Here is a 13,650-nt window from a genome sequence, read left to right as displayed (position 1 = left end):
ATCACGATAAAACGATCTGTTTTTGCTTCTTCTCCTAACACAGAGATAAGAGCAAGTTTGGTTAAGTGATGCAAGGGAAAATCAATAATGCTAATTTATAGTTAAGGGGTACCCTCAAATTATTAAATAGAATCCTAACAGAAAGAAATTTTACACTAATGAAAATATAATCACCCATTTCTATATGTAAAGTATTGAATCTATAATTATATTAAGGCATTCCCTATTTTCTTTTAAAAGAAGACTACTTATGGTAACCTTTAGCACAATCTATTGATTAACTTTGCACCCCAAGAACAAGAAATATATGAAAATCAATGCTGAAACAAAATATTGCCAAACGTGTGGAATCCCATTAGACATAGATTATACCAATCTTAAAGCAAACCAAAATGTGGAGTATTGCGACTATTGTTTGCACAACGGGGTTAAACTCTATGATTTCTCAATGGATTATCTCATTTATCTTTGGGGGCTTTTCCCCGAAGAATATTATAAAGAGACAGGAGTCAATCTCACTTCGGAAGAATTGAGAGCGGAAATGTCCAAACGACTTCCGAATATCAAGAGGTGGAAACAAAAGATCAATACGGCTCATGTGCAATATGATTTGATTATAAGAGTTCAGGAGTATATCAACCGCCATTTGTTTGACGACCTTGATTCCGAAAAGCTATCGCATGTTGCAGGTATCTCCAAATATTATTTTCGCAGGCTTTTCAAAGCAGTTTGTGGCGAAAATATGGGAATGTACATTCAACGACTGAGATTAGAGTACATTGCATTTAAGCTAATAACAACTGATATAAGTGTCCCGAAACTTCTCGGGCAAATCAATTATCAGAACAAGCATACACTTTCGAGGGCATTCAAGAGTTATTTCAATTGTTCCATTCCGGAATTTCGCAAAAAGCATTCAAACGTCAATCCTGAAAGAAAGAATCCGATACGAATTGAACCAAGTATTGAAAAAATATCTGGTATCCGAATCGCATACTTGAAATTGGAAAGAACAAATAATGTCATCCATAGCTTCTCTGTTTTGTGGAAGCAGTTGCTACAATTTTCCGAAAAATATGAATTGTCTTCAAAAGGATGTAAATACATAAGTTTGACTCTCGATTATCCGTATATCACGCCCGAAGAACAAAGCCGTTTTATGATTGGGGTAATATTGCCCAAATCATTTGAAACGCCGAAAGGCTTTGGCGTTTATGAGATTCATGCGGGAGAATATGCAATCTTTCGTTTCAAAGGGTTTTATCATGAACTGAATAAGGTGTACCGCCATATTTACCTTGACTGGTTGCCGACAAGCGATTATACCCTGCGAGAACAGCTCACCTTTGAGACTTACATCAACACTCCCGAAAAAACTCCGGCTTCGGAGCTTATAACAGATATTTATATCCCTATTACAAAAAAAGAAACATGAAATACTTAAACCCAGAGATAGAAAACGAATTAAAAAATCAAGGAGCAGAACTGATTCGCTTTGTCGGCATATCACATTTGGATGAAAAGCAAAACAGACAACTCCCGACCGCCATCGTTTTTGCACTTCCGCTAACCGCAGAATATGCTAAAATGGTATTTAATATTCCCGACTACGTACAAGCACGGATAGCGGATAATTACAATTTCGATGATGATGAATATTCGCAAACCGAACATAAGGCGGGAGAAATAGCAGACGAATTAGCCAAGTTCATCACCGGAAAGGGGTATAAAGCCATATCGCAATCCGATACAGGATTAGTGGCTGACGGCGTATTCAATTTTGAAACAAAAGAATCAATATTGCCCCATAAAACCGTTGCACTACTTGGCGGATTAGGGTGGATTGGGAAAAACAACCTGTTAATTACTCCTGAATATGGTGCAGCACAATGTCTCGGTACGGTTTTAACTGATGCTCCACTGGAAACGGTATTGCATGAACCTCTAACTCCAAAATGCGGAAATTGCATTACTTGTGTCAATATCTGCGAGAGAAAGGTCCTTAAAGGTAAAGTTTGGAGTAGATCTGTTTCAAGAGATGAAATCGTTAACATACATGGATGTAGTACCTGTTTGAAATGCCTTGTGCATTGTCCCAGAACACAAACATATATAAAGAGGAATATTGTCTGAATCTCCACAAGCAACAAACGAAGGTTCACAAGAATAAAAACGGAAGAGAAATCAATCCCTTCCGTTTTCATTCTTATATTTTTCCATAACCAATAATCGAAAAATCTAAATCCTTCGAATTACCCTGGCGGGGTTACCTGCCACAATCGTGTTCGGTTCTACATCGCTGGTCACAACACTACCCGCTCCTACAACACTATTCTCACCGATTGTAACTCCCGGAAGGATCGTAGCCCCTGCTCCTATCCATGCCCTGCTACAAATATGTACCGGTCTACAAGTAATAATCGAGCGATTGTCAAGATCATGATTATTCGATATCAGTTGTACGTTGGCAGCTATCTGAGCATCATCGTCAATCGTAATACCACCGGCAGACATCATCAGGCAACCATTCATAATAATGACATGGCGGCCAATCTTCACCTCATGGGGACGAACGACAGTAAGCGGAGTATTCACACGACTGCCTTCCCCCATATCCGGAAAAAGACGATGAAGCAGCTCATCATATTCGTCCGTCATCGGCATAGTATGGTTCAGGCGGAATACCAATTGTGCCTGTTCTTTCGCCAAAGCAAGTTCCGCCTCACTCTGGTGTGCGCAGTCTATTCTTATTTCTTTCATATATAATGCTACTCCTTATTTCAATCTCTTCCCATCCGAAAAGGCGTTACCTACCTTTTTACCCACTTCCAGGTAATCGTTATTGAACGGATCGAATATAATAGGAGACACTTTGGATACATCCACCTTACCATTTTCGTCGAGAACACGTTCATCTACACTTACGTTTATTATCTCACCACGCAAAATGCAGGTTTCAGGATTATAATCCTTCAACTTACATTCCAGCACTACAGATAATTCGTCGATCAACGGTGCATCTACAAACTCCGAACGAGTAGCATGGAAACCTGCACGAGCAAATTTATCCGAAACCTTATTGCCGGAAACAATACCCACGTAATCACAGGCAACCACCTGTCCGACCTCTGCCATACTTACGGTAAAAGCCTTACGCTTCAGTATATTGGCTGTCGTTTTATGTCCCTCACTAATACAAATACTAATTTCATGCATCTCGCTGATACCACCCCAAGCCGCATTCATAGCATTGGGAGTACCATTTTCATCATAAGCAGCGATAATAAACACCGGCTGCGGATAAGTAAAGGGCTTTGCCCCAAAATTCTTTCTCATAACAATTTATTTTTTAGTCCATTTCTTAATATCTTCTTTCGTCGCACCATTCAGAAGTTGACCCTTCTGCCATTTCATATCAGGATAGGTTTCCTGCAACTCTTTTTCCGCATTAGAAATACTACTGCTACCCGATGTAGCAAACGGAATAATCATTTTACCTGCAAAATCACCGCTTTCAATAAAAGTATTGATGATTCTCGGAACTGAATTCCACCAAATAGGGAAACCAATATAAATGATATCGTAATCTGCAAGATTCTCCGGTTTAGATTTTAATGCAGGGCGTGATTTAGCATTTGACATCTCCACACTGCTACGTGAAGACTTGTCATGCCAATCCAAATCAGCAGTGACATATTCCTTTTCAGGTTGTATCTCGTAGAGCGTACCACCTGTAACTTCTACAATCAACTTCGCTGCTTTTTCCGTCGTTCCTGTTGCCGAGAAATAAGCCACCAATGTTTTATTACTCTGTTCCTGTGCATTTATAGTGATACATAACATCATGATCACTACCGTAATCATACTTTTACTCTTCATTGCCCTTTATAGTTTTAGTTTCTATTATCATGGTACAAAATTACAAAATAGCACCCATCATAAAGGTATATAAATCACTGATTATCTAACCAAAATCACTGATAAAACAGAAAGCCAAAGCAGAATAAATCATTTATAGAATATGGATGTATATGTAAGATGATTATTTCTGTGATAATTTTAAATTGGTGGAGAAACTGGTATGTGTAAGTTGCAACCCTATAATTTTGTCATAGCAGAATAGCAGGTGCAAAGCTCAATCCTTATTTATCAATATAAAGTTGCTCTTACACCTAGAATATACACAAACTTTTTTTCTATATTTGTGGTCATATAGATTAAGATGCCAAGAAAATGTATTTTTGAGAAGATGTGATCCAAGCCACATATTAATTGAACCCTAATGGTGAAAGTTCAAAAACACATTATTATGAACAAAATAACTCATATTAAAAATAGTGCCGTATGTTTACCTTTAATAGCATCCGATTTTATGAAGGATGCAAATATTTGAAAAACCTTCATGTAGGAATAGATTATTCAATTAAGCACAAACTGGACAAAGACTTCTTTGCACCAAATATCTGCATTTCAGCAATCGTTGGTCAAAATGGTGCTGGAAAGTCTTCCCTGCTGGATATGATTTTCCGTGTCGTGAATAACTTGAGTTATTGTCTTTTCAACAAAGTAGAAAGAGAAGCTTCCTCCCCTTTAAGTTATATCATCGGGATTCAGGCAGACTTAACGTATTTCGTCAATGATAAGATTGGCGCAGTTCGCGTTCGGGATGGAATACTTGGCTTTGATTTTGGAAAATTGAAATGTAAATTCACAATCTATAAGTTGGAAAATCAAAGCAGCTCAGAGGTTGACGATATATTTCGTGAGTATAAAGATTATACAAATTTAGACTTCATCCAGCAGAAAGAAGTAGCTAAGGCATTTTTCTATACTGTGGCAACCAACTATTCTATGCAGTCCTTCATTGCACAAGATTATTCTAACGAAACTGCAATTTATACGATAGATAAGGATGACCCAAAGAATATTATTTATTCGAAATCATGGCTAAATAGTCTGTTCCACAAAAATGATGGTTATTTGAGCCCAATCGTCTTGAATCCTTACCGTGAGAACGGAAGTGTTGATATGAGTAATGAGGAACATCTTACCACATCAAGACTGGCTGCTCTGTTGATTGAAGAAAATCCTGAACAGTCATTACTTGATGGTTACAGTTTTGAAGGCATGAATTTTCATTGGAAACCTCGTAGGCTGCAGGCAAAGTTCACATCAATTGTAGATGATAGAGTAAAACTGTACCCAAGTAAGGAAGAGGTAGAGGAACATAACCGCTATAATATCGAAGAGAAGGACCATTTGATTTATAAGGAAAATGCGGACTTGGAAAATTTTCGGGATTTGGCTTTGGAAAAAGATTCATTTGCTCATATCATTTTAGCTGCGTTAAGATGCAGCGTGACCCCTACAATGAATCACCTACAGCTTTATGTGAGAATGTACGTGGTGTACAAAGTGCTGAGTGTCGCTGAGAAATATCCAAGTTATACCTATTTTAAAAAGAACTTTGGGAATATCAACTACACATTCCATTCTATTCCCATAGAGAACAGAAAAGCAGTGATAGCCCAACTTCAAAAGTTAGCCAAGATGGTGAAATGCGACCCGTCTCATATAGGTTTGAAACTGAGACAAGCACTAAACTTCATCACAAAAGGTAAAAATCTGACGGATGTGGATTTAGCAGAGGGAATAACCTATGAACAATATGCAAAACTGTTAGGTATTACTCCGAAAGGTATGTCCATTAAGAAGCGTATGGAATGGTTGCCACCTGGTATTTTCAATTCAGAGACATGTTTAAAGGACAAAAACACGAATGCAAAAATCCCTTTGAATCAGTTGAGTAGTGGCGAGCGTCAGTTTATCTATCTAACAAGTACTTTGCTTTATCATGCAATGAACTTGAATTCTATTCCGAAGAATGGCACGAGAGTGCGTTACAACAAGCTGAATTTTATTCTTGATGAAGTGGAAATTTGTTTTCATCCAGAATATCAGAGGCGGTTTGTCAAAAAGCTGCGAGATCTGTTAGTAAGAGTAGAGTTAAATAAAAGTTTTGATATAAATGTACTGATAACAACCCATTCACCTTTCATTTTAAGTGATATCCCTAAAGATAATATTTTGTGTATGGATAAAGGAAAGGTGTGCGAAGGTGTGTTGAAACAGACGTTCTGCTCTAATGTCTATGACTTACTAAATAATCAATTTTTTATGAGTCAATTTGTTGGCGACATAGCTACCGAAAAACTTGATAATTTGGTTCATAAGATTAATGAGTTGTCGGAAAAATATAATGCTAACCCCATTAGTGAAAAGACAATTAAACGCCTGCGAAACAATATTGACATGATAGGTGACGACTTTATCAGAATGAAACTTCTGGAACAGTTAAAAGCACTGACGGAGGATGATCCTTTGAAAGTGGAATATGAAATGCTGAAGGAACGTTTACGGATTGTTGAAGAAAAAATAAAGAAGACACGATGATACCGATAGAATATGACAACTCTAAATTGGATGAGTATAATGCTTTCATAGATAAATTTTTAGAAAATTTGGATCATTATCTCACTAATGGATATATAGGCAATCGTAAAAGCATTAAGGTTTTAGAAGCACGGAAGTTTTATAATAGTTTGTCCGCTTCACAAAAAAATATATTTAACAAATCGGCCAAACCTAGACATTGGGAGCGTTTGGGAGATAATGAAACTGTGCTTGTTCCCCTATCACCTATGGAAGACAATACAATTGCCTTTTTCACAGAAGTCAAGAATGAACTTAAAGACTGGATCAACTATCGGCCGAATGAAATAAAAAACTTATCAAATAGGATCAAAAGTTCTTACCCTGACTCTGATGATCAAACTTCCAGTTTATATGATGTAATCCATCACATGTTTATTGAGAATGGATATGAGAAAAATGGGGAACCCAAATTTCCGAAGGATAAGCTGATTGAAGCTGTCGGTACGGATGTTTGCCCCTATTGCAATCGAGTTTTCATCAAGAATGTAAATGCCGATGACGGAAAGCAAGTAAAGGGTCAGTTAGATCATTTTTACGATAAAGACAAATATCCTTATCTTGCTATTCTAAAATACAACCTAATTCCGAGTTGTCCTTTTTGTAATGGCCCTACCGGTAAACATACAAAGAATGCAGAAGACGAGGGATTGATAAGTCCATTTATGCTAGAGGATGCTAATGCAATGAAGTTCAGTACAGAAATTACTGGCGATGGTTTTACAAATATGGACACATGCGCAAAAGCTATTTCTCTGAAAGTGAATTACTATGAACCTAAGATGGAGAATAATGCTAGAGTTTTTCATCTAGAGGAGCTATATAAGACACATACAGACTATGCAGCTGAGATATACTTCAGACATCGTATGATGGGTTCAGAGGCTTATCAAGAGTTTGTTCAGAAAATGATTGGCGAAGGTTCTGTTATGTCGACAAATGATTGGAATCGTATGATACTTGGATTTACTAACAACCCCGAAGATTTGGGTAAAAAGCCAATTTCCAAGTTCTGTAAAGACCTCTTGGAGGATTTTGAGGATAAAGGAATAAAGTAAATACTTCTAAAAGAATAATCTGTAAAGTTTTTCTAGGACAAGATAAGAACTAGGTGCAACTCTATATCTATATATAGGTTGCACCTTGCACCTAAGCAAATAATTGATTATCAACACCATATCTTTAATAATTAAATTTACATTTATGAAACTCTCTACATATACGGACAAATCCGGTCAACCCACAACAACATAGGGGTCTCGTTTTCACTCCTTCTACAAGAATATTGAGATATAAAAAGGTCTCTATTATTCTTCTATAAACATCTGCAAAACAAAGCAGTACAGTGAAGCATATTCAAACAAAAGATTCGTTATCTATTCAAAATACATATTATGTAATATTCTCATTTATAGACAAATATCTTTATGTATCATTTTTTTAACTGATAACACTCTAATTACACAAAAAAGTTATCTCTTTGAAAATAGAGAGCTCTTTGAAAAACAAAGCAAGACCATGAAATGATTCCTAAAAATAAAATCGTTACTTACTCGTTACCTGTTTTTTATTCGAATTTCATAAATATCATTCTATCAAAACATTAGCTACACTATCGAGTACTCATTCGGGTTATCTACTGTTATTGATACAAATGAGAAAAATGAAGCGAAACAAAGACGATAAAGAGTTAACAACCTAATAATAAGCCAATTATTACGTTTAATAACGAAAGCAACAGGCATAAATTTATTTTTAGATTAAAATCGTTACTAACTCGTTACCTACTTTTTTTCAGTGTCTATAGGTATCTGTGTAACAGACTGTTAATTTCACTTTTCTGTGTTATTTAGTCTTATCAGATGTGATAATCCAGAAAGTTTACTATTATCTTTGTTTGCATGAAACTCCCCATAAAACATATTGCCATACTCGTAATAGCCTCTTTGATAGCTATTTTTGCCTACCAGACATATTGGTTGGTCAGCATGTACCATACCATGAAAACAGACATGGAGCATTCCATTACCGAGGCTATGCGCACATGTGATTATAATGAAATGATGCTACGCATAGAATGCATGCGCCGTGATGACAAAGATCATGGTGAGATCTCTGTCTCTGCCGGGTACAATGATGAAGGTGGAACACTGGTTCGCAGCAGCACTACAGTTCATAAAGAGAAGGTTCCCAAAGGTATGGATGTACAACAGGACACCATTCTTAGAACCGAAAAAAAACTGGACACCCTGATCGTAGTCCGTAATGATCAGAGGGAAATAAAAGTAATCCCCCAGGACTCTACTTCGCAGGAAGTGAAAGCTGCCATGCTACAAACGAAAGGTGGTCTGGACCTATTATTGAAAGATCAGAGTAGCATGCTCGAACTGGCTACTTATTTTCAAAGGGGATTACATTCGGGACTTGACATAATCATGGATCCCGACTTTCAGTCCTACGACAGCCTGCTGACACTAAGCCTGCAAGAAAGGGGAATAACACTTCCATATCGGATAGAATATCTGCGTTTCAGCCACACTCTCGATTCTACTCAATTTTTTACCGATACATTGGGAGTTGCCGGTACAGCGGACTACATCCCCGGACCGGATGCACATACTTACGACTATACTTTCGACATCCATTCACACTCGCTCTACCGCCTCCGGATGGATTCTGTAGCCGGAGTTATTGTCCGGCAGATGGCTGGTATACTTATTACTTCATTTATCATTTTGTTGATATTAGGATTCTCTTTCTGGTACTTGATCCGTACATTGCTGAAACAGAAAACACTGGAAGAAATGAAAAGTGATTTCACCAACAACATCACGCATGAATTAAAGACCCCTATAGCTGTGACATATGCCGCCAACGACGCATTGCTAAACTTCGGACAAGCTGATGAGAAAGAAAAGCGAGACAGATATCTAAATATCAGCCAGGAGCAACTGCAAAGACTCAGTGGGCTGGTCGAACAGATACTAACGATGAGTATGGAACAGCGTAAGACTTTCCGACTCCGCCCGGAAGAGATAACTCTTATCCCTTTGCTCGAAACATTAGCAGAGCAACACCGACTCAAAGCAAAGAAACCCGTCAGCATTGACTATAAAACAGAACCGGAAGATCTTACGGTATTTGCCGACCGGACTCATTTCAGCAATATTCTGAGTAATCTGATAGACAATGCCGTGAAATACTCACCAGAGAAAGCCGTTATCCATATCCGCTGTCGTGAAACAGAAGTTAACGGAAAAGTAGAAATCTCAGTCACCGATGAGGGAATAGGTATCGCACAAGAGAAACAAAAACATATATTCGACAAATTTTACCGTGTACCGACCGGAAATCTCCACAACGTAAAAGGATACGGTCTGGGACTCTACTATGTGAAAACAATGATTGAGAAGCATGGAGGCACAGTTTGTGTAGAAAGCGAACCAGGACACGGTAGTACATTCACCATTATGTTATGAAAGAGAAAATTAAAGTATTATTAGTGGAAGACGAACTGACCCTCGCCATGATTATCAAGGATACACTTGAAGAGAATGACTTCACCCTCACCATTGCTGCCAACGGTGAAGAGGGATTGCGTATGTTTTTCGACATACGTCCGGATGTACTGGTAGCCGACGTAATGATGCCACGTATGGATGGCTTTGAGATGGTAAGACGTATCCGCCAGACCGATAAACAGACCCCGGTACTTTTCCTGACAGCCCGTTCGGCCATCAATGACGTAGTAGAAGGTTTTGAATTGGGCGCCAATGATTACCTGAAAAAGCCATTCGGAATGCAGGAACTGATCATCCGTATTAAAGCATTGGTAGGTAAGGCATTCAGTTTTGCAGAAGAAAAGAAAATAACCACACGGTTTGAGATAGGCAACTATTTGTTCGATACCCTTGCACAAACACTGACACATGCCGGATTGAAACAAGAGCTCTCCCATCGGGAAACAGAAATTCTAAAACGGCTTTGCGAAAATCAGAATCAGGTAGTCAACACACAGAATGTACTACTCGACCTTTGGGGAGACGATAGCTTTTTCAATTCACGGAGCTTACATGTTTTCATCACTAAACTCCGACATAAATTATCGGCTGACGAACGTATACGCATCGTAAATGTCAGAGGAATCGGATACAAATTGATATTAAACTAAAAAAACAGCATGATAACCTCAAAGATATACAGCACATTTATACTGGCAATCATGTCTACGATAGCCTTTGCACAAACGGAACAACCGCAAGACAGCGTCACAGGTCATCGCAGGACTGTGCCCGAAATCCGTCAGGAATTCCTTGAACGTATTCGGACAATATTCACTTAATGGCCAACGTAACTCTAAAATGGGGTATATGGTTCCCGATCTCTATATGCAGAGCCATTTCGAAGGTACACTCGACTACATGTTCAATGATAAATTCGGTATTACCGGGGGAGCTGTCCATGAATTTAATCCAATAAAAGGGCACTGGGAAACCACCCCTGTTTTCGGTCCCGTAATTCATCTAAAAAAGAAATAAAGGATTCACGGCAAGCTGATTATTTTCATATCTTTGCGACACTAAAGATAAACCCAACGGATATGAAGAAGCTGATATTCTTTTTGCTGCTGTTACTGAGTACGGCCTCACTTTCTGCACAGTCGGAATTACCGTCCGACAGCATCCGGCATTTGCCCTCTACCGTCAAACAATACGGAGACTTCCTGATCGACATGGGACTGTTTATGGCAGCTCCTCCCAAACTACCGGAATATAAATTCGAGCTGCCCGATGCGAGCAAAGATTATAGCCGAATATTCAGTCTAAATCCCGACATTATAATGACACAAGGGTTATCCAATGTATTCACGCCCTCTCTTTCATACGGATTTGGTGGTTTCTTCTCGTCTCCACAACAACTCCAGATGGGATCGTTTAAACTGAAAAACGGCATGCGCCTGAATACATACGGAGAATATAATGCCAAAGGCCAGAAGGTGCCTAACCATGGTGCCATGCCATGGGAAAAGAATAACTTCAAAGGTGCTTTTGAAATGAAATCTTCCGATGGTAATTTCGGTATCCGCATCGAGGTTCAACAAGGACGCTACTATCCATATTAAAAAAGAAAGAAATGAAAAACATACTGATTATCGGTGCAAACGGATTTACGGGCCGCCGGATACTGAACGATTTGTCGGCTAAATCTATCTACAATGTCACCGGATGTTCTTTAAGAGATGATATCTGCCCCGGAAAGGGTTACCGTTTTGTACGTACAGACATTCAGGACACAGATGCCGTACAAAGGTTATTCAATGAATCCCAACCGGACATTGTAATCAATACTTCTGCCCTTTCGGTGCCGGATTATTGTGAAACTCACCATGCAGAAGCTGAAGCCACGAATGTAACGGCTGTTGAAACCATTTCACATGCCTGTGAACAGTATGGCAGCCGTTTCATCCATCTGTCAACTGATTTTGTATTTGATGGTAAAAGCAATCAACTCTACAAAGAAGAAGATGAAGCCTCTCCGGTCAATTATTACGGAGTTACGAAACTGAAAGCTGAAAAAGTGGTGGCTGATTGCTGCAGCAATTATGCAATAGTGCGTGTAGTTGTTGTTTATGGAAAGGCTCTCACGGGGCAGCATGGCAACATTCTTCAGTTAGTTGCCAACCGGTTGAGAAAAGGGGAAACAATTCGTGTTGTATCCGACCAATGGCGTACACCGACTTTTGTAGGAGATATTTCGGAAGGAGTAGAAAAACTGATGTTTCACTCCTCCAACGGAATCTATCACATTTGCGGGAATGAATGTCTCACGATTGCCGAAATCGCCTACCGGGTAGCCGATTTTCTGAAACTGGACCGTTCTTTGATTGAGCCCGTCACTACCGAAGAAATGCAAGAGGCTACTCCCCGTCCCCGCTTTAGCGGATTGAGCATTGAAAAAGCTAAAACTGAAATCGGATACAACCCACACACATTGGAAGAAGGAATGGCAGCCTGCTTGTCTGAATAGTATCGACACTTATATTTTTTCACCACAGAGGAGACACAGAGGGCACAGAGTTTTAATGTTCTTATTTGACGTATTCGCAAAATCAGATATTAATCCTCTGTGTCCTCTGTGGTGAAAAAGCGGGCTTCATCCTAACTTCTCCAACAATTCTTCAATACTCCCCACCGTCACCACTTCTCCTTCCTGCAGATGCATAATGAATCCATTACCCTCTTTCAAATCACCGGTTTCGATATAAATATCGGACTCAATGTTACGATTTGCCAGAATTCCATTACGCTGCAAGGCTTTACGTACCATGGCATATTTCTGTCCGTGCCCTACCAGACGTATTCGTGATGTATATTCATTATCTACCCGGAACAAACCGGTCTCCAGATCGAATACAATACCTTTACGAGCGAAGAAACTACTCAATTTACCACTTAGGGAAAGATCCTCGGGAGTGCCGATAGTCACTCCATTCATCTTATCCATCAGCCATATTTTATCGGCAATCTGTAAAGCCAACTCTAAGTCGTGGGTAGAAAGAAAAATCGTTTTGTTGGTCTGCCGGCTCAGTTGGTGGAGCAATTGCATCATCTCCACTTTACTGGGAAAGTCGAGAAAGGCTGTCGGTTCATCCAGAAAAATCACCGGGGTTTCTTGTGCCAGTGCTTTGGCAATCATTGCTTTCTGGCGCTCACCATCACTCAGGGTATGTACCATGCGGTGTGCCAGATTCTCAATCTTTACCAGAGCAATAGAACGTTCAACCACCTCTTTGTCTTCTCCACGAAGTGTCCCCCAAAAACCGGTATACGGACTCCGGCCTAAACCTACAAGCTCGTGTACCGTCATATTGCGTATGTCACATTTCTCGGTGAGCACCACACTAATCACAGTCGACAACTCCTTGTCGGTATACGCATCGATTTCCTTACCCACAATCTCTATCTTGCCTCCCAGTTTAGGCTGAAAAGCCGAAAGCGTACGCAACAAAGTAGACTTCCCCACTCCATTAGCGCCCAGTAAGCAAGTCAATTCGCCACAGTTAATGCCGGCATTGATGCGGTCGGCCACCACTTTGACATCGGTCTTACCCAGATAGCCTATCGAAAGGTTCTCTATATGAATGGTCTTCTGCTTCAT

12 protein-coding genes and 1 pseudogene are annotated in these 13,650 nt (G+C 39.4%); 9 read left to right on the top strand and 4 right to left on the bottom strand.

What is annotated here, in order from left to right:
• Nucleotides 1-307: 307 nt before the first annotated feature.
• Together R3O62_RS14660 and R3O62_RS14655 are read left to right on the top strand one after the other, a co-directional pair.
• The gene (locus R3O62_RS14660; protein WP_005777585.1) at nt 308-1,435 is read left to right on the top strand and encodes a GyrI-like domain-containing protein; all 1,128 of its coding nucleotides are present in this window, start codon (nt 308-310) and stop codon (nt 1,433-1,435) included.
• Nucleotides 1,432-2,133 (top strand): epoxyqueuosine reductase, encoded by a 702-nt coding sequence (locus tag R3O62_RS14655; RefSeq protein WP_317472561.1) that lies wholly within the window; start codon nt 1,432-1,434, stop codon nt 2,131-2,133. Before R3O62_RS14660 ends, R3O62_RS14655 begins: the two co-directional genes overlap by 4 nt.
• A 105-nt stretch (nt 2,134-2,238) precedes the next feature.
• On the opposite strand, the gene R3O62_RS14650 is transcribed toward R3O62_RS14655, so the two are convergent.
• The 3 genes from R3O62_RS14650 to R3O62_RS14640 are packed head-to-tail and all read right to left on the bottom strand — an operon-like array spanning nt 2,239 to nt 3,879.
• Nucleotides 2,239-2,760 carry a DapH/DapD/GlmU-related protein gene (locus R3O62_RS14650; RefSeq protein WP_005805932.1) on the bottom strand — a complete coding sequence of 174 codons (522 nt, stop codon included), beginning with the start codon at nt 2,758-2,760 and terminating at the stop codon, nt 2,239-2,241.
• A gap of 15 nt (nt 2,761-2,775) precedes the next feature.
• The gene (locus R3O62_RS14645; RefSeq protein WP_005820162.1) at nt 2,776-3,336 is read right to left on the bottom strand and encodes a flavin reductase family protein; all 561 of its coding nucleotides are present in this window, start codon (nt 3,334-3,336) and stop codon (nt 2,776-2,778) included.
• Between the two features lie 6 nt (nt 3,337-3,342).
• Entirely contained in the window at nt 3,343-3,879 is a 537-nt protein-coding gene (locus R3O62_RS14640; protein WP_233484126.1) for a flavodoxin, read from the bottom strand.
• A gap of 465 nt (nt 3,880-4,344) precedes the next feature.
• On the opposite strand from R3O62_RS14640, the gene R3O62_RS14635 reads away from it, so the two are divergent.
• From R3O62_RS14635 to R3O62_RS14605, 7 genes and pseudogenes are all read left to right on the top strand, one after another.
• Entirely contained in the window at nt 4,345-6,453 is a 2,109-nt protein-coding gene (locus R3O62_RS14635) for an AAA family ATPase (RefSeq protein WP_122143319.1), read from the top strand.
• Nucleotides 6,450-7,550 carry a hypothetical protein gene (locus R3O62_RS14630; protein WP_269109756.1) on the top strand — a complete coding sequence of 367 codons (1,101 nt, stop codon included), beginning with the start codon at nt 6,450-6,452 and terminating at the stop codon, nt 7,548-7,550. Before R3O62_RS14635 ends, R3O62_RS14630 begins: the two co-directional genes overlap by 4 nt.
• An 843-nt stretch (nt 7,551-8,393) precedes the next feature.
• Nucleotides 8,394-9,971 carry a sensor histidine kinase gene (locus tag R3O62_RS14625; protein WP_317472562.1) on the top strand — a complete coding sequence of 526 codons (1,578 nt, stop codon included), beginning with the start codon at nt 8,394-8,396 and terminating at the stop codon, nt 9,969-9,971.
• On the top strand, nt 9,968-10,663 hold the full coding sequence (locus tag R3O62_RS14620) for a response regulator transcription factor (protein ID WP_005805762.1): 696 nt from the start codon (nt 9,968-9,970) through the stop codon (nt 10,661-10,663). The genes R3O62_RS14625 and R3O62_RS14620 overlap by 4 nt, the downstream gene beginning before the upstream one ends.
• 142 nt (nt 10,664-10,805) lie before the next feature.
• Nucleotides 10,806-11,030 (top strand): annotated as a pseudogene (locus tag R3O62_RS14615) (hypothetical protein); the annotation flags it as partial.
• Between the two features lie 62 nt (nt 11,031-11,092).
• Entirely contained in the window at nt 11,093-11,614 is a 522-nt protein-coding gene (locus R3O62_RS14610; RefSeq protein WP_005805756.1) for a hypothetical protein, read from the top strand.
• 11 nt (nt 11,615-11,625) lie between these two features.
• A complete protein-coding gene (locus tag R3O62_RS14605; protein WP_269111584.1) occupies nt 11,626-12,519 on the top strand; it encodes an SDR family oxidoreductase in 894 nt (297 codons plus the stop codon).
• A gap of 126 nt (nt 12,520-12,645) precedes the next feature.
• Here the strand turns inward: R3O62_RS14605 and R3O62_RS14600 are convergent, their stop codons facing one another.
• Nucleotides 12,646-13,650 (bottom strand): ABC transporter ATP-binding protein, encoded by a 1,005-nt coding sequence (locus tag R3O62_RS14600; protein ID WP_005777567.1) that lies wholly within the window; start codon nt 13,648-13,650, stop codon nt 12,646-12,648.

Origin of the sequence: Bacteroides hominis (genome assembly GCF_033042785.2) — a bacterium.
GTDB classification, from domain to species: Bacteria; Bacteroidota; Bacteroidia; order Bacteroidales; family Bacteroidaceae; genus Bacteroides; species Bacteroides hominis.
Note: the sequence above shows the minus strand (reverse complement) of the source record. Positions and strands in the feature narration are given on the sequence as shown.